The sequence below is a fragment of the Pseudomonas songnenensis genome (assembly GCF_003696315.1).
Classification (GTDB): Bacteria; Pseudomonadota; Gammaproteobacteria; order Pseudomonadales; family Pseudomonadaceae; genus Stutzerimonas; species Stutzerimonas songnenensis.
Window position 1 is genome coordinate 367,488 of sequence record NZ_RFFN01000001.1, and the last position, 26,707, is coordinate 394,194.

Here is a 26,707-nt window from a genome sequence, read left to right on the forward strand (position 1 = left end):
GGGTTTGGTCTGCGGGTTCAGGTATTGCGGCCGAGGCTGGGTTTCTTCGGGTCATAGGTCCAGCCAGGCACCAGGTAACGCATCGCCATGGCGTCGTCGCGGGCGCCGCTGGCGACCTTCTTGTACAACTCGTGGGCGGCCATGATCCGGTCCATGTCCGGCTCGATACCCAGGCCCGGGCGCTCGGGCACGCGCACCTGGCCGTCGACGATCTGCAGTGGCTCGCGGGTCAGGCGCTCCTGGCCTTCCTGCCAGATCCAGTGGGTGTCGATGGCGGTGATACGGCCCGGTGCAGCGGCCGCGGCATGGGTGAACATGGCCAGCGAGACGTCGAAATGGTTGTTCGAATGCGAGCCCCAGGTCAGGCCGAACTGCTCGCACATCTGCGCCAGGCGCACCGAGCCCTGCATGGTCCAGAAGTGCGGGTCGGCGAGCGGGATGTCGACCGACTCCAGGCGCAGCGAGTGGCCCATCTGCCGCCAGTCGGTGGCGACCATGTTGGTGGCGGTGGGAATGCCGGTGGCGCGCTTGAACTCGGCCATTATTTCGCGGCCGGAATAGCCGTTCTCCGGGCCGCAGGGGTCCTCGGCGTAGGCCAGCAGGTGGCCCTGGCCCTTGCACAGGGCGATGGCCTCGTCCAGCGACCAGGCGCCGTTGGGGTCGAGGGTGACGCGGGCATCGGGGAAGCGCGCCTTGATCGCGGCGATGGCCTGCATCTCCTCCGCGCCCCGCATCACGCCGCCCTTGAGCTTGAAGTCGGCGAAGCCGTAGCGCGCTGCGGCGGCCTCGGCCAGACGGGCGATCGCGTCAGGGGTCAGCGCCTGCTGATGGCGCAGGTGGTACCAATCCTCACCGGTGCTGGCCAGATAGGGCAGGTCGGTGCGCTGGCGATCGCCTATATAGAAGAGGTAGGCGAGCATCGGCACCGCGTCACGTTGCTGACCGCTGCCCAGCAGCTCGGCTACCGGCACCTGCAGGTGCTGGCCGAGCAGGTCGAGCAGCGCGGCCTCGACCGCGGTGATGACGTTGTCCAGGCGCAGGTTGATCTCGTGCGGCTGGCGCAGCACGGCGGCCTCGGCTTCGGAGGTCACCTCGTGGCGGGTTGCTTGCGGTGTACCGGCGGCGTTGCCGGCGATGGCGCTGCGCAGGCTGTTGAGCGTGCGGTTGTAAAGGCCGATCGGCTGGCCGATGACCAGCGGCCGGCAGCGCTCCAGCGCCTGGAGGATGCCTTCGCCACCCGGCACTTCGCCGATGCCGGTGTTGCCGGCATTGTCGGTGAGCAGCACCAGGTTGCGGGTGAAGTAGGGAGCGTGGGCGCCGCAGAGGTTGAGCAGCATGCTGTCGTGGCCGGCCACCGGGATGACCTGCATGCTCTGGACGCGGGGTGTTGCACTGAACGTCTGGCTCATTGTGCGCGGCCTCCGCTGCAGGCGAGGCGAGCGACCGGGGTGGGCGCTGTGCGCGCATCTGCCGAGGCAGCGCAGCGGATGGCGTTGTTGGCAGCCAGCGGCTGCGCAGGGGACGGGCAATTGCGGAACATGTCCGGGGCCTCGCTATTGTTATTGTGGTCATAGGTCGTCGTACGACTACGGAGGATTTTTTACAGTTCGCTACGTCACCTGTCAAACGAAATCATCAGTGCATTCAGCTGGGTTGGCTGTGGCTGCTTATGCCTTTAAGCAGCAGACTTTGCACAGATTGCCCTGGCCGGGCGAGTGAAAGGCATTTCGCTTTCAGCACTGAAGAAAATGCGCAGAAAAAACGGTTGGACTATTTTTAGTTGTACGATAACGTATCTCAAGGCTGATGCCCTTGTACCTCAACAACACGCATTCAGGATGCTCGAATAATGAACCCACAAGAATTGAAGGCCATCCTCTCGTCCGGCCTGCTGTCGTTCCCGGTCACCGACTTCGACGCGCAGGGCGACTTCAATCGCGCCGGCTACGTCAAGCGCCTGGAATGGCTCGGCCCCTACGGTGCCTCGGCGCTGTTCGCTGCCGGTGGCACCGGCGAGTTCTTCTCGCTGGAGCCGCGCGAGTACAGCGAGATCATCAAGACCGCCGTTGATACCTGCGCCGGCACCGTGCCGATTCTCGCCGGCGTCGGTGGTCCGACCCGCCTGGCCATTCAGATGGCGCAGGAAGCCGAGCGCCTGGGTGCCAAGGGTCTGCTGCTGCTGCCGCACTACCTCACCGAGGCCAGCCAGGAAGGCGTCGCCCTGCATGTCGAGCAGGTTTGCAAGTCGGTGAACATCGGCGTGGTGGTCTACAACCGCAACGTCTGCCGCCTGACCGCGACGCACCTGGAGCAGCTGGCCGAGCGCTGCCCGAACCTGATCGGCTACAAGGATGGTCTGGGCGATATCGAGCTGATGGTGTCGATCCGCCGCCGCCTCGGTGAGCGCTTCAGCTATCTCGGTGGCCTGCCGACCGCGGAAGTCTATGCCGCGGCCTACAAGGCGCTAGGCGTGCCGGTGTATTCCTCGGCGGTGTTCAACTTCATTCCGAAGACCGCCATGGACTTCTACAAGGCCATCGCCCGCGAGGATCACGAAACCGTCGGCAAGCTGATCGACGATTTCTTCCTGCCGTATCTGGACATCCGCAATCGCTGCAAGGGCTACGCGGTCAGCATCGTCAAGGCCGGCGCCCGCATTTCCGGCTACGACGCCGGCCCGGTGCGCGCGCCGCTGACCGAGCTGAAGCCCGACGAATACGAGCGTCTGGCGGTGCTGATCGAGAAGCAGGGCGCCCAGTAAGCCTTTCCGGAATCGCCCCGGCGCCGCCCTGCGCAATGGCTGCGCCGGGCATCATCAGAGGACACTTTGCATGGCTGACGTACAACGCTACGACAACTACATCGACGGCCAGTGGGTCGGCTCGGATCGCTACCAGGCCAACACCAATCCGTCCGACCTCTCTGACGTGATCGGCGAATACGCCCAGGCCGATGCCGGGCAGGTCGAGCAGGCCGTCGCCGCCGCCCGCCGCGCCTTTCCGGCCTGGGCCACCTTCGGCATCCAGGCGCGCGCCGATGCGCTGGAAAAGGTCGGCCTGGAAATCCTCGCCCGCCGTGAAGAGCTCGGCACGCTGCTGGCCCGCGAAGAGGGCAAGACCCTCCCGGAAGCCATCGGCGAAGTCGCCCGTGCCGGCAACATCTTCAAGTACTTCGCCGGCGAATGCCTGCGCCAGGCTGGCGAGACGCTGCAGTCGGTGCGCCCCGGTGTTGGTGTTGAAGTGACTCGCGAACCCCTCGGCGTGATTGGCCTGATTACGCCTTGGAACTTCCCCATCGCCATCCCCGCCTGGAAGATCGCCCCGGCGCTGGCCTTCGGCAACTGTGTGGTGATCAAGCCGGCCGACCTGGTACCGGGCTGCGCCTGGGCCATCGCCGAAATCATCTCCCGCGCGGGCTTCCCGGCCGGCGTGTTCAACCTGGTGATGGGCCGCGGCCGTGAAGTCGGCGAGGCCATCGTCAATGCCAGGGACGTCGACGCCGTGACCTTCACCGGTTCGGTCGGCGTCGGTCGCGGCATCGCCCAGGCCTGCGTGGCGCGCGGCGCCAAGGTGCAGCTGGAGATGGGCGGCAAGAACCCGCAGATCGTGCTGGACGACGCCGACCTCAAGGTCGCCGTCGAGCTGTGCACCCAGAGCGCCTTCTACTCCACCGGCCAGCGCTGCACGGCGTCGAGCCGCATCATCGTCACCGAGGGCATCTACGACCGCTTCGTCGAGGCGATGGTCGAGCGCATCAGCAAGATCAAGGTCGGCCCGGCGCTGGAGCAGGGCGTGGACGTCGGCCCCGTGGTGTCCCAGGCCCAGCTGGAGCAGGACCTGCGCTACATCGAGATCGGCAAGCAGGAAGGCGCGCGCCTGGCCTGTGGCGGCGAGCGGGTCAAATGTGGCACCGAGGGCTACTTCCTGGCGCCTACGCTGTTCGTCGACAGCAACCCGAGCATGCGCATCAGCCGTGAAGAGATATTCGGTCCGGTGGCCAACGTGGTGAAGGTCAAGGACTACGACGAGGCGCTGGCGATGGCCAACGACACCGAATTCGGCCTGTCCGCCGGTATCTGCACCACCTCGCTGAAGTACGCCAACCACTTCAAGCGCCACGCCCAGGCCGGCATGGTGATGATCAACCTGCCCACCGCCGGGGTGGACTACCACGTGCCCTTCGGCGGCCGCAAAGGCTCGTCCTATGGGCCGCGCGAACAGGGCCGCTACGCCCAGGAGTTCTACACCACGGTGAAGACCACCTACATCGGTTGAGGTGAAAGCCGGTCGAAAGGCCGCGCTGCGAAACTGCGTAACGGCGCCCCGCGCGGGCGCCGCATCCCCGACAAGAACAACAGAGGGACACCCATGACCATTGCCGCAACGGGCACGCCCCGCATCACCGAACTCACCGTCGTGCCCGTCGCCGGGCAGGACAGCATGCTGATGAACCTCAGCGGCGCCCATGGGCCCTGGTTCACCCGCAACATCCTCATCCTCAGGGACAGCGCCGGTCATATTGGCGTCGGCGAGGTGCCGGGCGGCGAAGCCATTCGCCAGACCCTGGAAGACGCCCGCGCCCTGCTGGTCGGCGAACCCATCGGCCAGTACAACGCGCTGCTCAACCGTGCGCGCCGCGCCTTCGCCGACCGCGACGCCGGCGGCCGCGGCCTGCAGACCTTCGACCTGCGCATCGCCATTCATGCCGTTACCGCGCTGGAGTCGGCGCTGCTCGACCTGCTCGGCCAGCACCTTGAGGTGCCGGTCGCCGCCCTGCTCGGCGATGGTCAGCAGCGCGACGAAGTGGAAATGCTCGGCTACCTGTTCTTCATCGGTGATCGCAACAGGACCGACCTTGGCTACCGCGACGAATCCAGCGCCGACGACGCCTGGTTCCGCCTGCGCAACGAGGAGGCGATGACGCCGGAGCGCATCGTCCGCCAGGCCGAGGCGGCCTACGAGCGCTACGGCTTCAAGGACTTCAAGCTCAAGGGCGGCGTGCTGCGCGGCGAAGAGGAAGTCGAGGCGATCCGCGCCCTGGCCCAGCGCTTCCCCGACGCCCGCGTGACGCTGGACCCCAACGGCGCCTGGTCGCTGGACGAAGCCATCGGCCTGTGCCGCGACCTGCACGGTGTGCTGGCCTATGCCGAAGACCCCTGCGGTGCCGAGAACGGCTATTCCGGCCGCGAGGTGATGGCCGAATTCCGCCGCGCCACCGGCCTGCCCACCGCGACCAACATGATCGCCACCGACTGGCGGCAGATGAGCCACACGGTGCAGCTGAACTCGGTGGACATCCCGCTGGCCGACCCGCATTTCTGGACCATGGCCGGGTCCGTGCGCGTGGCGCAGATGTGCGCCGACTTCGGTCTGACCTGGGGCTCGCACTCGAACAACCACTTCGACATCTCCCTGGCGATGTTCACCCACGTGGCAGCCGCCGCGCCGGGTCGCGTCACCGCCATCGACACCCATTGGATCTGGCAGGACGGGCAGCACCTGACCCTCGAGCCGCTGAAGATCGTCGGCGGCAAGGTCTCGGTGCCGCAGAAGCCGGGGCTGGGCGTCGAGCTGGACTGGGATGCCTTGCGCAAGGCGCATGCGCTGTACAAGGAAAAAGGCCTGGGCGCCCGCGATGACGCCATCGCCATGCAGTACCTGATCTCCAACTGGACCTTCAACAACAAGAAGCCCTGCATGGTGCGATAAGCCACGCTTGCCGGGTGAGGCGGTGGATGGCTTCGGCCATCCACCCTACGACTAGTGATCGCACCCACAGAACAACAACCGGACCAACCGGAGCAGACATGAGCGAAACCGTGCAACTGATTCCCCACCAGGATTCCCCGCGCTGCATCCGCCTGAACGAGGCGGACAACGTCGCCGTGGTGGTCAATGACGGCGGCGTGCCGGTCGGCGCGCAGTTCGAGGGCGGGCTGGTCACGGTCGAGGCCGTTCCGCAGAGCCACAAGGTCGCGCTCGTCGACATCGGCATAGGCGAGCCGGTGCGCCGCTACGGGCAGATCATCGGGTTTGCCCTCGAGCCCCTGCGCCGTGGCAGCTGGGTCAAGGAAACCCAGTTGCGGATGCCCAGCGCACCACCGCTGGACAGCCTGCCGCGTGCCACCGCTGTGCCGGCTGCGCTCGAGCCGCTCGAGGGCTACACCTTCGAGGGTTACCGCAACGCCGACGGCACCGTTGGCACGCGCAACATCCTCGGCATCAGCACCACGGTGCAGTGCGTCACCGGCGTGCTGGAGCATGCGGTCAAGCGCATCCGCGACGAGCTGCTGCCCAAGTACCCGAACGTCGACGACGTGGTCGCCCTGACCCACAGCTACGGCTGCGGCGTGGCGATCAACGCGCGCGACGCCTACATCCCGATCCGCACCGTGCGCAACCTGGCGCGCAACCCGAACCTCGGCGGCGAAGCGCTGGTCATCAGCCTCGGCTGCGAGAAGCTGCAGGCCGAGCAGGTGATGCACGAGGGCGATCCCTCGGTGGACCTGCGTGACCCCTGGCTGTACCGCCTGCAGGAGTCGAACAGCGGCTTCGGCGAGATGATCGAGCAGATCATGGCGCTGGCCGAAACGCGGCTGAAAAAACTCGACCAGCGCCGCCGCGAAACGGTGCCGGCCAGCGAGCTGATCCTCGGCATGCAGTGCGGTGGCAGCGACGCCTTCTCCGGCATTACCGCCAACCCCGCGCTGGGCTATGCGGCGGACCTGCTGGTGCGCGCCGGGGCCACGGTGATGTTCTCGGAGAACACCGAGGTGCGCGATGCGGTGTATATGCTCACCGCCCGCGCCGAAACGCCGGAGGTCGCCGATGCGCTGATCGCCGAGATGGACTGGTACGACCGCTACCTGGAGCGCGGCGCCGCCGACCGCAGCGCCAACACCACCCCGGGCAACAAGAAGGGCGGACTTTCGAACATCGTCGAGAAGTCCCTGGGCTCCATCGTCAAATCCGGCAGCGGCGCCATCAACGGTGTGGTCGGGCCGGGCGAGCGGGTCGCGCGAAAGGGCCTGATCTTCTGCGCCACCCCGGCGTCGGACTTCGTCTGCGGCACGCTGCAGCTGGCTGCCGGGATGAACCTGCACGTGTTCACCACCGGCCGCGGTACGCCCTACGGCCTGGCCATGGCGCCGGTGGTCAAGGTGGCGACGCGCACCGAGCTGGCCGAGCGCTGGCCTGACCTGATCGATATCGACGCCGGGCGCATCGCCAGTGGCCGCGCGAGCATCGAGGAACTCGGCTGGGAGCTGTTCCACTATTACCTGGACGTCGCCAGCGGGCGGAAGCAGACCTGGGCCGAGCAGCACCGCCTGCACAACGACCTGGTGCTGTTCAACCCGGCGCCCATTACCTGACCGGCGCCGCAAGGCCGCATCGGGCTGGCACACTTAAACACTGCGGAACTGACATCAGGCGCGGTCTACGGAGCACGTTTCGAGGAGAACACCATGGCTTATCTGCTGCAGGTCGCGCCGCTGTCGGCGCGGCTCGACCGTGAACTGGCCAGCCGCTACGACATCCTGCCGCTGTGGCAGGCCGAAACCGCCGCGCGCCTGGATAAGCTGGCCGAAGCGATCGAGGTGATGGTCACCGGTTCGCGCTTCGGCTGCTCGGCCGAGCTGATGGCGCGGCTGCCGGCGCTCAAGGCCATCGTCAGCTTCGGTGTCGGCTACGACCCCATCGACGTGCCGGCGGCGCAGGCCCGCGGCATCGCCATCAGCAACACGCCGGAGGTGCTCAACGACTGTGTCGCCGACCTCGCCATGGGCCTGATCATCGACGGCCGCCGGCAGCTGAACCGCGCCGATCGCTTCGTCCGTGCCGGCGGCTGGCTGAACGGCAACCTGCCGCTGGCGCGCCGGGTCACCGGCAGCCGGCTCGGCATTCTCGGTCTCGGCCGCATCGGCCAGGCGGTAGCCAAGCGCGCCGAGGGCTTTGCCATGCCAGTGCGCTATCACAACCGCCGACCGCTTACCGACTGCCCCTACGAGTACGCCGGCAGCCTGGTAGAGCTGGCGCGCTGGGCCGATGTGCTGCTGCTGACCTGCGTCGGTGGCCCGCAGACCCGCGGCCTGGTGAGCCGCGACGTGCTTGAGGCGCTCGGCCCGGAGGGCCTGCTGGTGAACGTCGCGCGCGGTTCGGTGGTGGACGAGCCAGCGCTGGTCGAGGCGCTGCAGGCCGGCCGCCTCGGCGGCGCCGCGCTGGACGTGTTCGACCAGGAGCCCCAGGTGCCCGAGGCGCTGCTGGGCATGGACAACGTGGTGTTGCTGCCGCACATCGGCAGCGCCACCCGGGAAACCCGCGGTGCGATGGAGGACCTGGTGCTGGCCAATCTGCAGCGCTTCCTCGCCGAGGGGCAGCTGGTGACGCCGGTCTGACTACGACCGGCGCCCAGCGTACACGTCGGGTGTCACAAGCTTCCGTCGTCATTGCTTGATCGTTCGCTGCGAGCACCCGGGAGCGTCACAAGTGCTCTGCAGGTGCCACGGCACATTCTGGAAGGGTGAAGCCATGGCTTGCTTCGATGAACTGCATCTCAGTCGTGCCGGTTTGCAGCTGTCGGTCTGCCCGGCGCTGGGCGGGGCGATCACCCGTTTCGCCTTCGAGGGCTTCGATCTGCTGCGGCCCTGGGATGGCAGCGAACAGGTGCGGCGCACGGGCTGCTTCGTGCTGGCGCCATATTCCAACCGGATCGCCGCGGGCCGTTTCGACTTCGACGGCAGCGCCCATCACCTGCGCCGCAACTCGGCCGATCACGCCTTGCCGATCCATGGCGTGGCCTGGAAACGGGCCTGGCAGCTGGACGAGCAGGGTGCCGATCACCTGCTGCTGAGCCTGGCTCACGAGCCAGACCAGGGCGAGAACGCCGCGCACTGGCCGTTCGCCTTCCACCTCAGCCAGCGGCTGCAGCTGTTGGACGATGGCCTGGCACTGGAGCTGCGGCTGCACAACCGCGACAACCGGCCGATGCCGGCGGGGCTCGGCTGGCACCCATACTTTCCACGGCATGCCGGTGTCGAGCTGCAGTTCGCTGCCGAGGCGGTCTGGCTGGCCGACGAGCAGCAGCTGCCGCTGCGCCAGGCGGCGATTCCGGCTGGCTGGGATTTCAGCCAGCTGCGCGCCGTGAACGAGCCGGGGCTGGACAACAATTTCACCGGCTGGAATGGTCAGGCCCGGCTCCGCTGGCCGGAGCGGCGGCTGAGCCTGGCGATCGAGGCCGGGCCCGGGCTCGAACACCTGATCGTCTACACCCCGCCGGCCGCTCAGGGTTTCCTCGCCGTGGAGCCGGTGTCCCACGCCAATGCCGCGCTTAATCGTGGCGGAGAAGGGCTGGAAATCCTCGCGCCCGGGCAGACCCTGACTCGCCACTGCCGGCTGCGGCTTGGCGCGACGTCGGGCTGATACCGCGCCTGCGACTGTCGGCCCCCGCCATCAGCGGTGCAAGACCGCTCCGCTGAGAGCCGCTACGTCGATGATCAGACAAAACATAGCTTCTAAATGAAAACATTTATCAATATCATGCGCGTTTACATAAGTAACAAGGAAGAACGCCATGAGTCTCGTTGTCGCTTCGCCTCCGTTTTCGTTGCGCCCGCTGGTGCTGGGCCTGCCCATGCTGGTTGCCTGCTTCGCCGTCGAGGCGCAGGAGGCAGTCGAGCTGGAGGCACAGCAGATCACCGCGCCGCGCGAGACCGAGCGGGGCAACGGCCCGGTGGACGGCTACGTCGCCAAGCGCAGCGTCAGCGCAACCAAGACCGACACGCCGATCATCGAGACGCCGCAGTCGATCAGCGTGATCACCGCCGATCGCATCCGCGACCAGGGTTCGCTGACCATCCAGGACTCGTTGCGCTACGTGGCGGGCATGCGTGGCGAGGCCTATGGTTTCGACAGCCGTGGTGATTCGGCGCTGATACGCGGCACCACGCCTGGCATCTTTCTGGATGGCCTGCAGAAGAGTGTTGGTTACTACAGCAACACCCGTACCGATCCCTATACCCTCGAGCGTGTCGAGGTGCTGAAGGGGCCATCCTCGATGCTCTACGGGCAAAGCCCGGTCGGCGGCCTGCTCAACTTCGTCAGCAAGCGCCCGCAGGCTGAACAGAGAAGCGAGCTGCAGCTGCAATACGGCAGTTTCGACCGCAAGCAGGTCGCTTTCGACAGCACCGGCCCGCTGGATGAAGACGGCACGTTGCTCTATCGCGTGGTGGCGATCCAGCGTGACAGCCAGACCCAGGTCGATCACACCAAGGACAACCGCCTGCTGTTCATGCCGTCGCTGACCTGGCGGCCCAACGAGCAGTTCGAATGGACGCTGATGGCCAACGTGCAGAAGGACGACGGCGGCACCACCAGCTCTTTTCTGCCGCACCGTGGCACGGTGCTTGGCGCGCCGTACGGGCACATCGGTAGTGAGCGCTTCGTCAGTGAACCCGGCTTCGATGAATACGACGCCGAGCAGAAAGCGCTGACCTCGCAGATGGCCTGGCGCCTGGACGACAACTGGACACTGCGGCAGAACCTGCGCTGGCAGAAGAGCAAGGTCAGCTATCAGACGATGTACGGTAGTTCGTTCGGGTTGAATTCGGATGGCCGCACGATCAACCGCGTCTATTGGGTCAGCAAACCGGAAGTCACCATCTGGAATGCTGATCACCAGGCAGAGTCCCGCTTCGACACCGGTGCACTGCAACACACCGCGCTGGTAGGTATCGACTACCAGCATTCGGTAACCGACAGCCGGACCGCATTCGGTTTGGCGACGCCGTTGGATCTCTATTCGCCGGTATACGGCACCTTCGACCCCTCGGTGGTTAGCCTTGTGGATCAACCGCAACAGCGCGTTGGGCAAAAAGGCCTGTATGTGCAGGATCAGGTCCGTTACCAGAACTGGCTAATGACGCTCGGTCTGCGCAAGGACTGGACCGACACCCGAGTCGAGAATGGTGCGCGGCAAGAAGACGATGCGGTTACCGGTCGGGTCGGGCTGACCTATCTATTCGACAATGGCGTGGCGCCGTATATCAGCTACAGCGAGTCATTTTCGCCAATCATCGGCCTGAACCCGGACACCCAGCAGTCCTACAAGCCTGTTGAGGGTGAGCAGTGGGAACTCGGGGTGAAATACCAGCCAGTTGGCAGCAACACCTTGCTGACTGCGGCCGTGTTCGATCTGCGCGAGAAGAATCGCCAGATATCCGGAGCGACGGCGCGAGGCAGCGCTCAGGCTGGCGAGACGCAGATCAAAGGTCTGGAACTCGAAGGTCTGGTGGAACTGACGCCCGAGTGGAACCTGATCGCCAACTACACCTACCTCGACAGCGAAACGGTCGTGGGCAAAGCAGAGACGCAAGGTAAACGAATCGAAAGCGTGCCCGAGCACATGGCCTCGCTGTGGTCGCAGCATCGCTTCAGCATCGCCGGCATTCCCGGTTTCAGTGCCGGCGCCGGTGTGCGCTATGTCGGCGCCAGCTGGGATGGCACCGACAGCCTGAAGACGCCGTCGACCACGCTGTTCGACGCCATGCTCGGCTACGCCTACCAGGACTGGTCGCTCACCCTCAACGCCACCAACCTGGAAGACGAAACCTACTACACCACCTGCCTGTCACGCGGCGACTGCTTCACTGGCAACCGTCGCACCCTGACAGCGACCGCGAGCTACAGCTTTTGATCGCCGCTGAGCCAGGCACCACACACAGGCCTGCAAGGGAGGACTCGAGGTGAGTCGCAATGTATCCATCAACCGCTGGAACATCGCGTCGCGCGTGCTCGCGGCGCTGGTCGGCGGTTACGCGGTCGCCTATGCGGTGACCGCCTTTCTGGCGGTTTATCTGCCGCTGGCACGGCCTGATCGTGTGGTGTTTTCCAGCCTCGCCAGCTTTGCCGTGTGGACCGCCGTGGCGATCTACGTGTTCGCCGCCCGCAGTGCCACGCGGCTATGGCTGCCGATCATCGGCGTTACCGCGGTGCTGTGCCTGGCCGCGTTCCTTTCCGGCGACTGGAGGGTTCGTCCATGAAACTGCGCCAAAGCATGGCCGGCCTGCATACCTGGGGCGGTTTGCTGCCAAGCTGGTTGCTCTTCGTGATCATCTTCGCCGGCACCGTCGCCTGCTTCGACAAGGAGCTCACCCGCTGGATGCGCCCCGCGCTGCATGACGGCGTGGTATCGAGTCTGGGCGCCGATGACGTGCGCGGCTGGTTGCAGCAGAACGTCAGCGAGGAGCTGCATGCCTTCTGGATGCACGGCCCTACCGAGCGTGAACCGTACTGGCGACTGGGCTGGGAAGTGGATGCCACCAAGACGATCCACAATGTCGCCTTCGACCCGCGCAGCGCGCAGGCCGAACCGATGGCGGAAACGGTGGGTGGCGAGTTCTTCTTCAAGCTGCACTACAACCTGCACGCCGGCGACATCGGCATGTACATCGTCGGCCTGGCCGGCATGTTCATGCTCGTCGCGCTGGTGTCGGGGGTGATCATCCACCGGCGCATCTTCAAGGACTTCTTCACCTTGCGGCCCAAGGCCAACGGCCAGCGTGCCTGGCTCGATGCGCACAACCTGTTCGGCGTGGTCGGCTTTCCATTCCATCTGGTGCTCGCCTACACCGGCGTGGCGATCTTCGTCGCGTCCTACATGCCGGCTGCCGCGCAGGTGAGCTATTCCGGCAACGTCATGCAGTACTTCGGCGAGGTGATGGGCAGCTTCGAGCGCGAAGAAGTGGGCCAGCCGCCGCCGGCTCCGGTGTCCCTCGATGCGCTGATTGTCGAGTCGCAGCGGCAGTGGGGCGGTGGCGAGGCGGGCTGGGTCAGCGTGCATCATCCCGATGATGCGTCGGCGGTGGTGGATGTCCGTCGCCGGGACCGTTCGCGGATCGGCTCGCCGCAGGACACCCTCAGCTACGACGCCGGCACTGGTGAACTGCTCAACCGTCAGGATGCCTCCACCGGCTATCGCGCCTACCTCTGGCTGGCGGGGCTGCATATGGCGCAGTTCGGCGGCACGCTGGTGCGTCTGCTCTATCTGCTGATGGGGCTTGCCGGGTGCGCCATGCTGGTCGGTGGGCTGCAGGTCTGGCTGGCCAAACGCGAGCAGCGCGGTGATGCGAGCGTGGTCTGGGTGCGTGCGCTGAACGCCTCGGTGTTCGCCGGTCTGCCGCTGGCCAGCCTGGCGCTGCTGTGGGGCAACCGGTTGATCCCGGCCGGCTTCGCCGAGCGGGCGGTCGCCGAAGGCTGGGTGTTCGCCGGCGCCTGGCTGCTGGTTGCGCTCTGGTCCGTGCTGCGGCGTCAGCAGGGGCGGCGTTTGCTGCGCGAGCAGTTGTTACTTGGTGCGGTGCTTGCGCTCGGCTTGCCAATCATCAACGCGCTGACCTCCGATGGCCACCTGATCGCGAGTCTCGGTCGTGGTGACTGGGTGCTGGCCTCGGTCGATCTGTTCCTGATGGTCGCCGGGCTGGTCTGTGCGGCCAGCGCCTGGCGCCTGAACACAACGCCGGCTGCTGCCGCGGCGCGTGGCCGCGCGGCTCGAATACAGGAGGCATGAACGTGTTGTTACTGGCTTTTGCCCTGGCCTATCTGGGCATGGTGCTGCTGTGCCTGACGATGAATCGCCACCGTGGCGTGCTGCTGCGCGCCGATGCGCGTCTGCCCGGCGCGACGATCCTTCGTTTGCTGGCCGCGGGCTGTTTCGGCATCGCCTTGTGGCAGGGCATCGCCAGCCAGGGCGGCGAGATCGGAACGGTCGTATGGTTTGGTCTGGTGATGCTGTCGGCCCTGCTGCTGGTACTGCTGTTGGCCTGGCGTGCGCACTGGGTGTTGCCGGCTGTGCCGGTACTCGCGCTGGGCGGTCTCTTGCAGGGCGTTTCGTAACGACTGGGCACCGGCCGGCGCGAGAGACGAAAAAAGGCCCGTCAGACGACGGGCCAAAGATTTACCGCAACCGGAGCGAGGAGGGTTGCGTACTGCGCTACCGCTTACAGCAGAGACAGCGGGTAGTTGAAGATCAGGCGGTTCTCGTCGAATTCGTTGGCGCTGTAGTCGCGACGGATGCTGGAGTTGCGCCATTTCACGTTGAGGTTCTTGAAGGGACCGCTCTGCACCGTGTAGGCCAGCTCCGACTCGCGGCCCCACTCCTTGCCATCATCCACGCCACCGGCCTCGATGCGATCGCCACTGATGTAGCGGTTCATGATCGTCAGGCCCGGAACGCCCATGCCGGCGAAGTTGTAGTCATGGCGCAGCTGCCAGGAACGCTCGTTGGGGTTGTCGTAGGCGGAGTTGAACGAGTCGTTGGCCAGGGTGCCGCCGCTGGTGCCGTTGACGCGCATCCAGCCATTGTCGCCGCTGACCTTCTGCAGGCCGACGTAGAAGGTGTTGCCGCCCACCTGCAGGCCGAACAGGCCGGAGTAGGTCTTGTTGTCCAGGTCGCCGACCCGCGCACTGCCTTCTTCCTTGCCGGTGAAATAGCCAAGGTTGGCGGTCAGCGCCATGCCTTCGCCGATCGGCTGGGTGTGCAGGAACTGGAAGTAGTTCTGTTGGTAGATGTCTTCCAGACGGGCATGCCAGGCGCCGACCTTGGTCTTCGCGCCAAGCTCGTACTCGCCACCCACGAAGTTGAAACGGTCGGACGTCACGCCAGCGAAACCCTGCAGGAACATGTCGTCCATGCTGCCGTCGTCGCGCGGGCTGTTCTGCCGCATCTGCCCGCCGTAAAGCGCCAGGCCGTTGATCTCCCTGGAGGTGATCATGCCGCCCTGGAAGGTCTGCGGCAGCGAGCGGCCGTCATCCGAGCGCAGGATCGGCAACACCACCATCCACTCACCGACACGCACTTCGGTCTCGGACAGCTTGGCCTTGGCCGCAACCGCCAGGCGGCCGAAGTCATCCGGCGGATGCCGGTCGCCCGGTGCGCCATGTACCGGCAGCAGGCCGGTGCCGTAGGTGCCGCCACCGCCATCGAGCTTGACCGCCAACAGACCCAGTGCATCCACGCCGAAGCCAATCGGGCCGGGGGTGTAGCCGGACTGGAAGTTGAGGATGAAGCTCTGTGTCCACTCCTCACCCTTGCTCTGGGCGTAGTCGGGGTCGACGAAATTGCGGTTGATGTAGAAGTTGCGCAGGTTGAGTGAAAGCTTCGAGTCGTCGATGAAGCCTTCGGCTTGCGCGCTGGCGGCAAAGCCGAGCGATGCCAGGGTCATGCAGCCGCCAGCGAACAGCGCGACGGACGAGGGGGTGCGTGGGGTCATTATTGTTGTGCTCCCTTGCTTGATGGGCCGCCCCGGTGTGGCCACCGTGGGGGCGGTGGTCTATGCCTGATGGCAAGTCTAATGACGTCAGTTGTCATATGACTAATCGCATTATGGGCATGACTTCGTCCTTGTCAACGTCGCCTAAGGTCTAACGCAAGGGTGGTCAGTAGAGCTGGAAGGCGGGTTTTAAGCCCGGGTAGGCGCCGTGAGCGCCGATAGGACGTCAGTGTGGCGCACGGAAATGCACGATGCCAATCATCGGATACCTGCGCAGGGGATCATTGGTTTTGGTTGAGTGATCGTATGACTCACGGGCGACGATAGGGTGAGGTTGTTGCCGGAGAGAGATCGAAGGTGCCTTTCTCGACGAAGCGCTGGGTGCCGAACAGACCGCCGGCGAGCTTGCCGCGCAACACGTAGGGTACCTCGTCGAGCCCGACGTGCTCGGCCAGGCCCAGCGCCTGACGTGCCGCGGAGAATGCCGAGATGGTCACCGGCACGCTGAGCACGCTTTCGCCGAAGCGCGGCACCGTACCGCGCTGGTCGCTGACGCCACTGGCCAGGCGGCGACCGTTGACCTCCAGATCGAGGGCGACGCCGTTGTAATCGATGGCGGCCTCGTTGGGGTTCTGCAGGCGCAGCCGGACCATGAAGCGCAACTCCAGCCCTTCGCCCTGCAGCGGCTGGATGCCGGCGACCTGAACGTTCAGCGGGTCGCGTGGCGAAAACGCTGCGCAGGCGCCGAGTGCCGAGGCAAGCAGGGCGATCAGCAGCAGACGCAGCGGGCGGTGAAGCGTGGCAAGTATGTGCACTCAGGGTTTCCTGTCGAGGTTCTTGATGCCCTGCAGCAGTTCGATGGGCAGCGGGAAGACGATGGTGGAGCTCTTGTCGCCGGCGATGTTGCTCAGCGTCTGCATGTAGCGCAGCTGCATCGCGCCCGATTGCCGGCCGAGCATTTCGGCGGCCTGCATCAGCTTCTCCGACGCCTGCAGTTCGCCCTCTGCATGAATGACCTTGGCTCGGCGCTCGCGTTCCGCCTCGGCCTGGCGCGCGATGGCGCGGACCATGGATTCGTCGAGGTCGACATGCTTGATCTCGACATTGGACACCTTGATCCCCCAGGCGTCGGTCTGTGCATCGAGCACCTGCTGGATGTCGCTGTTGAGCTGTTCGCGCTCGGCCAGCATGTCGTCCAGTTCGTGCTTGCCGAGCACCGCACGCAGGGTGGTCTGCGCCAGCTGGCTGGTCGCCGAGTGGTAGTCCTCGACCTGGATGATCGCCTTCTGCGCGTCCAGCACGCGGTAGTACACCACCGCATTGACCTTCACCGAAACGTTATCGCGGGAGATCACGTCCTGCGTCGGCACGTCCAGCACCAGGGTGCGCAGGTCGACCCGCACCATCTGCTGCACGCCCGGGATGATCAGGATCAGCCCGGGTCCCTTGACCTTCCAGAAGCGCCCGAGCATGAACACCACGCCGCGCTCGTACTCGCGCAGGATGCGGAACGCCGAGGCGAGCACCCCCACCAGCAGGACCAGCAGCACCAGAAAACTCATTTCATAAGCCATGGTTCAGCTCCTCTCGATTGGTTGCAGATGGTGGTGCGACTTCCAGTTGCAGGCCGTGCCGGGCGATCACGCGCACCTGCTGGCCGACCTGCAGCGCGGTGGCGCTGCGCACCTGCCAGTTCTCGCCCTGCAGGTGCACCCAGCCGCTGTGCGGGTTCTGTGGTGGCACTGCGTCGACCAGTACCAGGCTGCCGATCAGCGCGCTGTCGCCGCTGACCAGCCGCTGGCGCCGTGCCTTCAAGGCCATGGCGACGAGGGCGAACACCAGCAGCGCGCTGACGACTCCCAGCGGCACGATCAGCGACAGGGGTATGCCGAAGCCGGGCACGTCGGTGTCGATCAGGATCACCGCGCCGGTGACGAACGCGGCAACGCCACCGATGCCGAGCATGCCGAAGCTGGGCAGAAAGCCCTCGGCGACCATGAAGGCGATGCCGAGCAGGATCAGCGCGACGCCGGCGTAGTTCACCGGCAGCAGTTGCAGCGCATACAGCGCGAGGATCAGACAGATGCCGCCGAGCACGCCGCCACCGCCCATGCCCGGGCTGGAAAATTCGAGGATCAGCCCGTAGATGCCGATCATCATCAGGATCAGCGCCACGCTCGGGTTGGTGATCACCGCCAGCAGGCGTACCCGCCAGTCGGGTGCATGTTCGATCAGTTGGGCATCGGCGGTGTTCAGGCTGACGTCGCCAGCGATGGTGGCGAGGCTGGTGCCATCGAGCTGGCGCAGCAGGTCGGCCACGTCGCGCGCCAGGTAATCGATCACCTTGAGTTCCAGTGCTTCGCTGGCCGACAGGCTGACCGCCTCGCGCACCGCCTGCTCGGCCCACTCGGCATTGCGCTCGCGCAGCTGGGCGAGGCCGCGGATATAGGCCGCCGCATCGTTGATCTGCTTGCGGCTCATGGCATCGGCGGGCTTGTGCGCGTCCTCATCTTTCTCGCCCTTCGGCTGCTCGGGCGGAGCGCCAGGCATTCCACCGCCGATCTGCACCGGCGTTGCCGCGCCGAGATTGGTGCCGGGCGCCATGGCCGCGACGTGGCTGGCGTAGAGCATGTAGGTGCCGGCGCTGGCCGCACGGGCACCGCTGGGGGTGACATAGGTGGCAACGGGGACCGGGCTGGCGAGGATCGCCTTGATGATGGCGCGCATGGAGACGTCGAGCCCGCCGGGGGTGTCCAGCTCCAGCACCACCAGTTGTGCGCCCTCGTCGCGGGCGTGTTGCAGACCGCGCAGGATGTAATCGGCGCTGGCCGGACCGATGGCGCCATCCACCCGCAGCAGTGTCACCGGCGCCGCGGCGCTTGCGCCCTGCACCGCCAGCACGCAGAGCAGAAAAAGCAGCCAGCGAAGGGGGTGGCGAGGCATGGCGAATGTCCTCTGGCGACGGCACGGCACAGTCGTGCCCTTGCTGGCAGCTTAGACCAGCACCGTGGTGGCGCGGCGAGGCAGGACGCCGCGTATCCGCCGACCGGGCTGAACTCCGGTCGTGGCAATGCCCTCAGAGCCAGTAGGGGCAGGCCTCCGCGGCCTGCATGCTGATCAAGGAGTCCTTATGCCCATCCATCATCTGAACTGTGGCTGCATGTGTCCGCACGGTGGGGCCGTGTTCGATGACTTCAGCCAAGGCCAGGCGGCACCGCTCGCCTGCCTGTCGCCGGAGCATCGCGACGGGGTGACGCGGTGCGGCGGGCACGACGCGCGGGAACTGGCGCGCCTGCAGGGTTGGGCGCACTGATGCCGGCATCACGCAGCAAGGCGGTCGAGACGATGATGGCCGCGGTGCGCTGGATCGGCTTCGCTGCCTGTTCGCTCGCCGCCGTCGGCTATGCAGCGATCGGTAACTACACCATGGTCGGGGCGATGCTGGCGCTGGCGGTGCTCTCCTGGATCAATATCCGCCGCAAGCGCGGGGCGCAGCCGCCCCGCAGCTGAATGCGTCAGCGTCCGCGTCTGCCCAGTGCCCAGCCGGCGCCCAGCGCCAGTAGCGCGCCGGCGCCCAGGGCGAGCTTGCCGACGCTCGCTGCGCTGATGGTCAGCGCATGTGACTGCGCCTGATCGCTGAAGCGGCCCTCGGTGGCATGCAGACCCTCGACGGGCTCGAACAGGTTGTCGGGTCGGCCCTCAGGCGCGCGTTCGGGGATCAGCTGCCCGTCCCAGGCTTGCCGCGCGAGCATCCGGTCGAGCAGGCCGGGCATGAACAGCGTGCCGATGATCGCCTTCAGGCTGGCAGTGCCGACCCATAATTCCCGTGGCGCTTCCTGTGCTGCGCGCAGGATGGCGCGGGCGGCGACCTCCGGCGTGTGGATCGGCGGCACCGGCTGCGCACGCCAGCCGACCTTGTTGCGCGCCCATTCGAACTGCGGGGTGTTGTGCGCCGGCAGCTGGACCATGGTCAGGCGGATGGCGCTGTTGTCATGAATCAGCTCGCAGCGCAGCGAGTCGATGAAACCGCGGATGGCGAACTTGGCGCCGCAATAGGCGGACTGCAGCGGTATCGCGCGGTAGGCCAGCGCCGAGCCGACCTGGACGACGGTGCCGCGGTTGCGCGGGCGCATGTGGCGCAGCGCGGCGAGGGTGCCATGCACGCTGCCGAGATAGGTCACCTCGGTGACGCGACGGATCTCCTCCGCGGTCAGCGCTGCGAATGGACCGAACACCGTGGCCATCGCCGCGTTGACCCAGACATCGATGGCGCCGAGTTCCGCTTCGATGCGAGTGGCTGCGGCATCCAGCGCAGCGGCATCGGCGACGTCTGCAGATATCGACAGAACCGTCGCGCCGAGCGCTTCGAGCTGCTCCTGGGTGTCACGCAGACCCTGTTCGCCGCGCGCGATCAGCGCGACCCGGTAGCCGGCTTTGGCAAATGCCTCGGCGGTCGCACGGCCGACTCCGGCGGTCGCACCACAGATCACCGCGGTTGGTTCAGGCATGGGAAACCCTCTGGTTGATGCATGGGAAGGCGCGTATTGGCACGCAAGCTGTGGTTAGACGACCCGTGCAAGCCGTGACGAGTTCCGACGCCGACGCCGGGGTTGTTCCCTACCGAATTGCTCGGCTATCGACCAATGGCCAATGGCGGCTACGCCTTTGGTCTGGGATGGTTAGCAGGCTAAGTGAAAGCTGGCGCCGCCCCTTTGCTCAAAAGGCGAAGCGGCATGACGCACGATGCCACTCGAGGTGGCTGCGTCTTCCCTCTCTGTGCATCCATCCGATGCCCTCGGCGGCTTATCCGGTCGCCTGCGGACTTTTCTACCCGCTGCCCAGCGGCAGCGGGCATCCCGCCCCACAGCAAGGAACCCGTCTGCGCCGATCAGGTCGATTCAGTAGGCCCCTTAACGGCCACCCCTGACTGACGGAGACCCTGATGGACCTTATCCGCATCATCGTTGCGATTCTGCTGCCACCGCTTGGCGTCTTTCTCCAGGTCGGCTTCGCTGGCGCGTTCTGGCTGAACATCCTGCTGACGCTGCTCGGCTACATTCCCGGCATCATCCACGCCGTCTGGATCATCGCGCGCCGCTGATCGTCCCGGCCCGGCTTCTGCCGGGCCGTTTTTGAACTCCTCTCCCTGCCCGTGTAGAGTCGCGCCTTCTGCGTTGCGGAACCTATTACGCGCGAAACACTCAAGAAAACGCTGGAAACCAAGCACCATCAACCCTTGCTGATGGCCGGCGTCTGCACCTCCATACGCGTTCAGCCCACCCCGGGCATACGGAAAGGAAACCATGAGCGAGTCCTTCATCGACCAGAGCAATTTCAGACGGATTCTCAACCGTAACGTGGCCGTGCCACTGGGTTTCGGTTTCCTCAGCGCCTTCTTCTTCAGCGCCATCGTCTATTACCTGCTGAGCGTCAGCCATTGGGTCGAGCAATCGGTCAAGGGTGTCGCTCACGCCCATGAGGCGCTGCGCCTGGTCGCCGACCTGGAAACCGGTCTGCGCGGCTACCTGATCGCCGGTGAGGAGCCGTTTCTCGATCCCTACCGCCAGGGGCTGGGGCACATGGAGCGCGAGTTGGACGCGCTCAAGGTTTACGCCGGCAGCGATCCGCTGCAGCTTTCGCGCCTCGAAAAAATCGAGGCAGCCCACCGTCTCTGGCTGGCGTTTGCCGAAGAGGGCATCTCTCGGCGGGCGGCTGGCGAACCGGTGGTCGATTATGTACGTACCCGCCGTGGCCTCGAGCTGACCAACCAGCGGCGCAACCTGCTCAATGAGTTCATTGCAGAGGAGCGCCAGCTGCGTGGCCAGCGCACCGATGCTTCGGAAGTCGTCACCACTGCACTGATCGGTGGCTTCCTGCTGTTCAGCCTGATCTTCAGTGGTTTGCTGGTGTACCTCGGTCGTCGTGACCTGACCTCGCTTTCCACCAGCTACTCGGAATCGCTGCAGCGCCAGCAGGCTCATGCCGAGGCGCTGGAAAAACAGGCCTGGTACCGCACCGGGCAGACCCAGCTCAGCGAATCGATCATCGGCGAGCTGGCGCTACCGGCGCTGGGCCAGGGCGTGCTGAACTTCCTTTCGCGTTACATCGACGCGGCGGTCGGCGCACTCTACGTGGTGCAGGACGGCAAGCTGCAGCGTGTCGCCGAATACGCCTACGACCCGGACCACCTGCAGAGTGCCCGTACGCTCAACGTCGGTACTGGCCTGGTCGGCCAGGCAGCGCTCGAACGCCGGGTGATGGCGCTGGAAGACCTGCCGGCGGACTATCTCAAGGTGACCTCGGCGCTGGGTGACACCGCGCCGCGCTCGGTACTCATCGTGCCGGTGGAAGACAGCGGCATGCTCAACGGCGTGATCGAGCTCGGCTTCCTGCGGCCGCTGCGTGAGCAGGACAGCGAACTGCTGCGGCGCATCGCGCCGAGCATCGGCTCGGCCATCGAAGCCGCGCGCTACCGCCAGCGCCTGCAGAAGGTGCTGGCCGAGACTCAGCAGCTCAACGAGGAATTGCAGGTGCAGCAGGAAGAGCTGCGCGCCGCCAACGAAGAGCTGGAAGAGCAATCCAACGCCCTGCGCGAGTCCCAGGCGCACATGGAAGAGCAGCAGGCCGAACTCGAGCAGACCAACGAACAGCTGGCCGAGCAGACCGAGGCCCTGGCCCGTCAGCGCGATCAGATGGACGAGAAGAATCAGCGCCTGAACGAGGCGCAGCTGATGCTCGAACAGCGCGCCGACGAGCTGCAGCGCGCCAGCCGCTACAAGTCCGAATTCCTCGCCAACATGTCCCACGAGCTGCGCACGCCGCTGAACAGCTCGCTGATCCTGGCCAAGCTGCTGGCCGACAACCCGGCCGGCAATCTCAGCGACGAGCAGGTCCAGTTCGCCCGCTCGATCTACTCAGCGGGCAACGACCTGCTCACACTGATCAACGACATTCTCGACATTTCCAAGGTGGAAGCCGGCAAGCTCGAGGTGCATCCGGAGCTGACCATCCTGACCCGCCTGGTCGACGGCATGAAGAACCTGTTCCTGCCCCAGGCGATGGAGCGCTCGCTGCAGTTCAGCGTCGAACTGGCCGACGACCTGCCGGCCAGCCTGTTCACCGACCGCCAGCGGCTGGAGCAGATCCTCAAGAACCTGCTGGCCAACGCCTTCAAGTTCACCGAGAAGGGTTCGGTGACGCTGCGTGTGGAGCCTCGCGATGACGACCTGCTGGCCTTTGCCGTGCGTGACACCGGCATCGGCATCGCGCAGGAGCAGCAGGCGGTGATCTTCGAGGCGTTCCGCCAGGCCGACGGCACCACCAATCGCCGTTACGGCGGCACCGGCCTGGGCCTGTCGATTTCCCGCGAGCTGGCCAACCTGCTCGGCGGCCAGATCGAGGTCCAGAGCGCGCCAGGGGCGGGCAGCACCTTTACCCTGATCGTGCCGCAGAGCTACAGCGAAGCACGCGTTGCCGGGCCGGTAGTGGTGGAACCGAGCAGCAGCCCGTCTCTGCCGCGCCGGCCGGTCGCAGCGCCGCAGCGCCGCACCGAGCCGGAAGCGCCGCGCCATGCGATCACGGCGCCGCCGCAACGGCTGCCGGATGACCGCGACAAATTCCCGTTCAAGGAGCGCTGCGTGCTGGTCATCGAGGACGAGCCGCAGTTCGCCCGCATCCTCCATGATCTCGCCCATGAACTGCAGTACAGCTGCCTGCTGGCGCAGAACGCCGACGACGGCTTCGATACCGCGGTGCAGTACAAGCCGGACGCGATCCTGCTCGACATGCGCCTGCCGGACCACTCCGGTCTGACCGTGCTCGAGCGCCTCAAGGAAAACCCGGCGACGCGGCATATCCCGGTCCACGTGGTCTCCGTGGAGGACCGCAAGGAGGCCGCGATGCAGATGGGCGCGGTGGGCTATGCGATGAAACCGACCACCCGCGAAGAACTGAAGGACGTGTTCAGCCGTCTGGAAGCCAAGCTGGCGCAGAAGGTCAAACGCATCCTGCTGGTCGAGGACGACGCCCTGCAGCGCGAAAGCATGTCGCGGCTGATCGAGGACGTCGACATCGAGATCACCGCCGTCGAGTTCGGCGCGCAGGCGCTGGAACAACTGCGCGATACGGTATTCGACTGCATGATCATCGACCTCAAGCTGCCTGACATGGACGGCAGCGAACTGCTCGAGCGCATGGCCAAGGAGGACATCTGCTCCTTCCCGCCGGTGATCGTCTACACCGGGCGCAACCTCACCCGCGACGAAGAAGCGGCGCTGCTCAAGTATTCGCGCTCGATCATCATCAAGGGTGCGCGTTCGCCGGAGCGGCTGCTCGACGAGGTCACGCTGTTCCTGCACAAGGTCGAGTCGGACATGCCGCCGGAGCGGCAGAAGATGCTGAAGAGCGCGCGCAGCCGCGAGAAGGCCTTCGAGGGCCGCAAGATCCTGGTGGTGGACGACGACGTGCGCAATGTCTTCGCCCTGACCAGCGCGCTTGAGCAGAAGGGCGCGCTGGTGGAAATCGCCCGCAACGGCCTGGAAGCGATCGACAAGCTGCAGCATGCAGCCGACATCGATCTGGTGCTGATGGACATCATGATGCCGGAGATGGACGGCTTCACCGCCATGCAGGAAATCCGCAAGGACGCGCGCTTCGCCAAGCTGCCGATCATCGCGGTGACTGCCAAGGCGATGAAGGACGATCAGGATCGCTGCCTGCGCTCGGGCGCCAACGACTACCTGGCCAAACCCATCGACCTCGACCGGCTGTTCTCGCTGATCCGTGTCTGGCTGCCGAAAGTGGAGCTGCTGTGAAATGCCCGACCGTACTATCGAGATCGAACTCAAGCTGCTGATCGAGGCCATCTACCTCAAGTACAGCTACGATTTTCGCGACTACTCCGGCGCCTCGCTCAAGCGCCGCGTGTTGCTGTCGCTCAAGCAGCTGAACTGCGACAGCATCTCGGAACTGCAGCGCAAGATCCTCTACGACCCGCAGGCCTTCATGGACCTGCTGCAGTACCTCACCATTCCGGTCAGCGAGATGTTCCGCGACCCGAGCTACTACCGGTCGTTGCGCGAGCATGTGGTGCCGGTGCTGCGCACCTATCCGTCGCTGAAGATCTGGATCGCCGGTTGCAGCACCGGCGAAGAGGTCTACTCCATGGCCATCCTGCTCAAGGAGGAAGGCCTGCTGGAGCGCTCGATCATCTATGCCACCGACATCAACCCGCGTTCGCTGGAGCAGGCGCGCCAGGGCATTTTCGCCATGGACCACCTGCGCCAGTACACGGCCAATTACCAGCAGGCCGGCGGCACGCGCAGCTTTTCCGACTATTACACCGCCGCCTACGACGCGGCGATCATGGACAAGTCGCTGAAAGAAAAGGTTACGTTTGCCGACCATAGCCTGGCGACCGATAGCGTATTTTCCGAAACGCAGTTGATCTCCTGCCGCAACGTGCTGATCTATTTCAACAAGCCGCTGCAGGATCGTGCCTTCGGGCTGTTTCACGAATCGCTCTGCCATCGGGGCTTTCTCGGTCTCGGCAGCAAGGAAACCGTCGAGTTTTCCGGCTACGCCAGTTACTACGAGCCGTTCGACAAATCGGAAAGGATCTTCCGCAAGCTATGAGCAGCTCTGCGCAGGCGCTTCTTCAGGCGAGACGCCAGCCGCCCATCGAGGCGGTGGTGATCGGTGCTTCCGCCGGCGGGCTGGAGGCGCTCGGCATGGTGCTCGAAGGCCTGCCCGGCGGCTATCGCCCACCGATTCTGGTGGTCCAGCACATACCTGCCAGCGGGCCCACTCATCTGGCCGAGATCTTCGCTCGCAGAACGCAGCTGCAGGTCAAGGAAGCGGACGACAAGGACCAGTTACGCTCCGGAATGCTGTACTTTGCCGCACCCGGTTATCACTTGTTGGTCGAGGCTGACCGCAGCCTGTCGCTGAGCCAGGACGATGCGGTGCATTTCTCCCGCCCTTCGATCGACGTACTGTTCGAATCGGCAGCCGATACCTGGGGCGCGCAGGTCGCCGGTGTTCTGCTGACCGGCGCCAACGAGGACGGTGCTGCCGGTCTCGAGGCGATTCATCGCTGCGGCGGTCTGACCGTGATCCAGGACCCCGCCGAAGCGGCGGTGCCGACCATGCCACGCGCCGCCCTGCAGCGCTTCGCACCGGATTTCATCTTGCCACTGCGCGACATCCACCGTTTGTTGCGAGAACTGGAGTGACCATGCCCGACCGTGCCGACGAGGTGAATCTGCTGATCGTCGATGACCTGCCGGAGAACCTGCTGGCGCTGGATGCCCTGTTGCAGGCGCCCGGCGTGCGGGTGCATCAGGCCGAGTCGGCCGAGCAGGCGCTCGAACTGCTGCTGCGCCATGAGTTCGCCCTGGCCATCCTAGACGTGCAGATGCCCGGCATGGACGGCTTCCAGCTGGCCGAGCTGATGCGCGGCACCGAGCGGACCAAGCAGATCCCCATCGTTTTCGTCAGCGCGGCCGGCCGCGAACTCAACTATGCCTTCAAGGGCTACGAGAGCGGTGCGGTGGATTTCATGCACAAGCCGCTGGATGCCCATGCAGTGCGCAGCAAGGTCAGCGTGTTTGTCGACCTGTACCGCAGCCGCAAGCGCCTGGCCCGTCAGCTCGAGGCGCTGGAGCAGAGTCGCCGCGAGCAGGAGGTGCTGCTCGACGAACTGCGGCAGACCAAGGCCGAGCTGGAAGATGCGGTGCGCATGCGCGACGACTTCATGTCGATCGTCTCCCATGAGCTGAAGACGCCGCTGAACACGCTGATTCTGGAGGTCCAGCTGCGCAAGCTGCAGCTCAGCCGCAACAACCTCGCAGCCTTCAGCGAAGAGCGGCTGCGCAACATGGTCGACAAGGACGAGCGGCAGGTCCAGAGCCTGATTCGACTGATCGACGACATGCTCGATGTTTCGCGCATCCGTACCGGCAAGCTGTCGATCCGCCCGAGTCGCACCGATCTCGCCGAGCTGGTGGGCAACGTGGTGGAAAGCTTCGCAGCGCAGATGGAAGCCTGCGGTTGCGAGCTGCGGTTGGAGCGAGCCGAGTCGATCATCGGTGTCTGGGACGCGTTCCGCATCGAACAGGTGCTGGCCAATCTGCTCACCAACGCCATGCGCTACGGTGCCGGCAAGCCGGTGTGGGTCAGCGTCACCTCATGCGCCGATGGCGCCTGCATCGAGGTTCGCGACCATGGCATCGGCATCAGCCCGCAGAGCCTGGAGCGCATCTTCTGCCAGTTCGAGCGCGCCGAGGGCAGCGAAGGCAGCGCAGGCCTGGGGCTGGGTCTGTTCATCGCCGACCAGATCGTCCGCGCGCACAACGGCCGCATCCAGGTGCAGAGCGAGGAGGGGCAGGGTTCGCAGTTCCGCGTCCTGCTGCCGCTGGGCGAATAGCCGAAGCCTGTCAGCCAGGC

The 26,707-nt window shown here is 65.6% G+C and carries 22 protein-coding genes and 1 pseudogene; 17 read left to right on the forward strand and 6 right to left on the reverse strand.

Features of this window, described 5'->3' with window-relative positions:
• Positions 1-17: 17 nt before the first annotated feature.
• The gene (locus tag EA798_RS01720; RefSeq protein WP_122097834.1) at positions 18-1,409 is read right to left on the reverse strand and encodes an enolase C-terminal domain-like protein; all 1,392 of its coding nucleotides are present in this window, start codon (positions 1,407-1,409) and stop codon (positions 18-20) included.
• 440 nt (positions 1,410-1,849) lie between these two features.
• On the opposite strand from EA798_RS01720, the gene kdgD reads away from it, so the two are divergent.
• The 10 genes from kdgD to EA798_RS01770 all read left to right on the forward strand — a co-directional run bounded on the left by kdgD (position 1,850) and on the right by EA798_RS01770 (position 13,886).
• On the forward strand, positions 1,850-2,761 hold the full coding sequence (gene kdgD / locus EA798_RS01725; RefSeq protein ID WP_042921940.1) for a 5-dehydro-4-deoxyglucarate dehydratase: 912 nt from the start codon (positions 1,850-1,852) through the stop codon (positions 2,759-2,761).
• A gap of 70 nt (positions 2,762-2,831) precedes the next feature.
• Entirely contained in the window at positions 2,832-4,274 is a 1,443-nt protein-coding gene (locus tag EA798_RS01730) for an aldehyde dehydrogenase family protein (RefSeq protein WP_122097835.1), read from the forward strand.
• A gap of 93 nt (positions 4,275-4,367) precedes the next feature.
• Positions 4,368-5,708 carry a glucarate dehydratase gene (gene gudD, locus EA798_RS01735; protein WP_122097836.1) on the forward strand — a complete coding sequence of 447 codons (1,341 nt, stop codon included), beginning with the start codon at positions 4,368-4,370 and terminating at the stop codon, positions 5,706-5,708.
• 110 nt (positions 5,709-5,818) lie between these two features.
• Complete coding sequence (gene garD / locus EA798_RS01740; protein ID WP_122098166.1) at positions 5,819-7,372, forward strand: galactarate dehydratase; 1,554 nt, start codon at positions 5,819-5,821, stop codon at positions 7,370-7,372.
• Positions 7,373-7,465: 93 nt separating this feature from the next.
• Positions 7,466-8,395, forward strand: coding sequence for a 2-hydroxyacid dehydrogenase (locus tag EA798_RS01745; protein WP_122097837.1), 930 nt, complete (start codon positions 7,466-7,468; stop codon positions 8,393-8,395).
• Between the two features lie 133 nt (positions 8,396-8,528).
• Positions 8,529-9,419: an aldose 1-epimerase gene (locus EA798_RS01750; protein ID WP_122097838.1), complete on the forward strand. Its 891-nt coding sequence runs from the start codon at positions 8,529-8,531 to the stop codon at positions 9,417-9,419.
• Between the two features lie 151 nt (positions 9,420-9,570).
• On the forward strand, positions 9,571-11,691 hold the full coding sequence (locus tag EA798_RS01755) for a TonB-dependent siderophore receptor (protein ID WP_122097839.1): 2,121 nt from the start codon (positions 9,571-9,573) through the stop codon (positions 11,689-11,691).
• A gap of 49 nt (positions 11,692-11,740) precedes the next feature.
• A complete protein-coding gene (locus EA798_RS01760) occupies positions 11,741-12,037 on the forward strand; it encodes a DUF3649 domain-containing protein (protein WP_122097840.1) in 297 nt (98 codons plus the stop codon).
• Positions 12,034-13,560: a PepSY-associated TM helix domain-containing protein gene (locus tag EA798_RS01765; protein WP_122097841.1), complete on the forward strand. Its 1,527-nt coding sequence runs from the start codon at positions 12,034-12,036 to the stop codon at positions 13,558-13,560. The genes EA798_RS01760 and EA798_RS01765 overlap by 4 nt, the downstream gene beginning before the upstream one ends.
• Positions 13,557-13,886 (forward strand): DUF3325 family protein, encoded by a 330-nt coding sequence (locus tag EA798_RS01770; protein ID WP_122097842.1) that lies wholly within the window; start codon positions 13,557-13,559, stop codon positions 13,884-13,886. Before EA798_RS01765 ends, EA798_RS01770 begins: the two co-directional genes overlap by 4 nt.
• A gap of 104 nt (positions 13,887-13,990) precedes the next feature.
• Here EA798_RS01770 and EA798_RS01775 read toward each other — a convergent pair whose 3' ends face one another.
• From EA798_RS01775 to EA798_RS01790, 4 genes are all read right to left on the reverse strand, one after another.
• Entirely contained in the window at positions 13,991-15,262 is a 1,272-nt protein-coding gene (locus EA798_RS01775; protein ID WP_122097843.1) for an OprD family porin, read from the reverse strand.
• 311 nt (positions 15,263-15,573) lie between these two features.
• The gene (locus EA798_RS01780) at positions 15,574-16,077 is read right to left on the reverse strand and encodes an LEA/WHy family protein (protein WP_106157375.1); all 504 of its coding nucleotides are present in this window, start codon (positions 16,075-16,077) and stop codon (positions 15,574-15,576) included.
• A complete protein-coding gene (locus EA798_RS01785) occupies positions 16,078-16,836 on the reverse strand; it encodes a slipin family protein (RefSeq protein WP_106157376.1) in 759 nt (252 codons plus the stop codon).
• Positions 16,826-18,205, reverse strand: a complete 1,380-nt coding sequence (locus tag EA798_RS01790) for an NfeD family protein (protein WP_122097844.1) — start codon at positions 18,203-18,205, stop codon at positions 16,826-16,828. Before EA798_RS01790 ends, EA798_RS01785 begins: the two co-directional genes overlap by 11 nt.
• 187 nt (positions 18,206-18,392) lie before the next feature.
• Here EA798_RS01790 and EA798_RS20860 point away from each other — a divergent pair.
• Both EA798_RS20860 and EA798_RS01800 read left to right on the forward strand, forming a co-directional pair.
• A pseudogene (locus EA798_RS20860) lies at positions 18,393-18,488 on the forward strand (MBL fold metallo-hydrolase); the annotation flags it as partial.
• A gap of 86 nt (positions 18,489-18,574) precedes the next feature.
• Positions 18,575-18,772 carry a hypothetical protein gene (locus EA798_RS01800; protein WP_122097846.1) on the forward strand — a complete coding sequence of 66 codons (198 nt, stop codon included), beginning with the start codon at positions 18,575-18,577 and terminating at the stop codon, positions 18,770-18,772.
• Positions 18,773-18,777: 5 nt separating this feature from the next.
• On the opposite strand, the gene EA798_RS01805 is transcribed toward EA798_RS01800, so the two are convergent.
• The gene (locus tag EA798_RS01805) at positions 18,778-19,770 is read right to left on the reverse strand and encodes an SDR family oxidoreductase (protein ID WP_122097847.1); all 993 of its coding nucleotides are present in this window, start codon (positions 19,768-19,770) and stop codon (positions 18,778-18,780) included.
• A 434-nt stretch (positions 19,771-20,204) separates the two neighbouring features.
• Between EA798_RS01805 and EA798_RS01810 the strand changes: the two genes are divergently transcribed.
• The 5 genes from EA798_RS01810 to EA798_RS01830 all read left to right on the forward strand — a co-directional run bounded on the left by EA798_RS01810 (position 20,205) and on the right by EA798_RS01830 (position 26,687).
• Positions 20,205-20,363 carry a YqaE/Pmp3 family membrane protein gene (locus EA798_RS01810; RefSeq protein ID WP_015275395.1) on the forward strand — a complete coding sequence of 53 codons (159 nt, stop codon included), beginning with the start codon at positions 20,205-20,207 and terminating at the stop codon, positions 20,361-20,363.
• Positions 20,364-20,565: 202 nt separating this feature from the next.
• Entirely contained in the window at positions 20,566-24,075 is a 3,510-nt protein-coding gene (locus tag EA798_RS01815; RefSeq protein WP_122097848.1) for a response regulator, read from the forward strand.
• Position 24,076: 1 nt separating this feature from the next.
• The gene (locus EA798_RS01820) at positions 24,077-24,895 is read left to right on the forward strand and encodes a CheR family methyltransferase (protein WP_106157382.1); all 819 of its coding nucleotides are present in this window, start codon (positions 24,077-24,079) and stop codon (positions 24,893-24,895) included.
• A complete protein-coding gene (locus tag EA798_RS01825) occupies positions 24,892-25,494 on the forward strand; it encodes a chemotaxis protein CheB (protein WP_106157383.1) in 603 nt (200 codons plus the stop codon). The genes EA798_RS01820 and EA798_RS01825 overlap by 4 nt, the downstream gene beginning before the upstream one ends.
• A 2-nt stretch (positions 25,495-25,496) precedes the next feature.
• Positions 25,497-26,687, forward strand: coding sequence for a hybrid sensor histidine kinase/response regulator (locus EA798_RS01830; protein ID WP_122097849.1), 1,191 nt, complete (start codon positions 25,497-25,499; stop codon positions 26,685-26,687).
• Positions 26,688-26,707: the final 20 nt, after the last annotated feature.

What these genes read in the sequence shown, in the direction of transcription:
- EA798_RS01720 (WP_122097834.1), bottom strand. Translation starts at nt 1,409, where the DNA reads ATGAGCCAGACGTTCAGTGCAACACCCCGCGTCCAGAGCATGCAGGTC.
- kdgD (WP_042921940.1), top strand. Translation starts at nt 1,850, where the DNA reads ATGAACCCACAAGAATTGAAGGCCATCCTCTCGTCCGGCCTGCTGTCG.
- EA798_RS01730 (WP_122097835.1), top strand. Translation starts at nt 2,832, where the DNA reads ATGGCTGACGTACAACGCTACGACAACTACATCGACGGCCAGTGGGTC.
- gudD (WP_122097836.1), top strand. Translation starts at nt 4,368, where the DNA reads ATGACCATTGCCGCAACGGGCACGCCCCGCATCACCGAACTCACCGTC.
- EA798_RS01745 (WP_122097837.1), top strand. Translation starts at nt 7,466, where the DNA reads ATGGCTTATCTGCTGCAGGTCGCGCCGCTGTCGGCGCGGCTCGACCGT.
- EA798_RS01750 (WP_122097838.1), top strand. Translation starts at nt 8,529, where the DNA reads ATGGCTTGCTTCGATGAACTGCATCTCAGTCGTGCCGGTTTGCAGCTG.
- EA798_RS01755 (WP_122097839.1), top strand. Translation starts at nt 9,571, where the DNA reads ATGAGTCTCGTTGTCGCTTCGCCTCCGTTTTCGTTGCGCCCGCTGGTG.
- EA798_RS01765 (WP_122097841.1), top strand. Translation starts at nt 12,034, where the DNA reads ATGAAACTGCGCCAAAGCATGGCCGGCCTGCATACCTGGGGCGGTTTG.
- EA798_RS01770 (WP_122097842.1), top strand. Translation starts at nt 13,557, where the DNA reads ATGAACGTGTTGTTACTGGCTTTTGCCCTGGCCTATCTGGGCATGGTG.
- EA798_RS01775 (WP_122097843.1), bottom strand. Translation starts at nt 15,262, where the DNA reads ATGACCCCACGCACCCCCTCGTCCGTCGCGCTGTTCGCTGGCGGCTGC.
- EA798_RS01785 (WP_106157376.1), bottom strand. Translation starts at nt 16,836, where the DNA reads ATGGCTTATGAAATGAGTTTTCTGGTGCTGCTGGTCCTGCTGGTGGGG.
- EA798_RS01790 (WP_122097844.1), bottom strand. Translation starts at nt 18,205, where the DNA reads ATGCCTCGCCACCCCCTTCGCTGGCTGCTTTTTCTGCTCTGCGTGCTG.
- EA798_RS01800 (WP_122097846.1), top strand. Translation starts at nt 18,575, where the DNA reads ATGCCGGCATCACGCAGCAAGGCGGTCGAGACGATGATGGCCGCGGTG.
- EA798_RS01805 (WP_122097847.1), bottom strand. Translation starts at nt 19,770, where the DNA reads ATGCCTGAACCAACCGCGGTGATCTGTGGTGCGACCGCCGGAGTCGGC.
- EA798_RS01810 (WP_015275395.1), top strand. Translation starts at nt 20,205, where the DNA reads ATGGACCTTATCCGCATCATCGTTGCGATTCTGCTGCCACCGCTTGGC.
- EA798_RS01815 (WP_122097848.1), top strand. Translation starts at nt 20,566, where the DNA reads ATGAGCGAGTCCTTCATCGACCAGAGCAATTTCAGACGGATTCTCAAC.
- EA798_RS01820 (WP_106157382.1), top strand. Translation starts at nt 24,077, where the DNA reads ATGCCCGACCGTACTATCGAGATCGAACTCAAGCTGCTGATCGAGGCC.
- EA798_RS01825 (WP_106157383.1), top strand. Translation starts at nt 24,892, where the DNA reads ATGAGCAGCTCTGCGCAGGCGCTTCTTCAGGCGAGACGCCAGCCGCCC.
- EA798_RS01830 (WP_122097849.1), top strand. Translation starts at nt 25,497, where the DNA reads ATGCCCGACCGTGCCGACGAGGTGAATCTGCTGATCGTCGATGACCTG.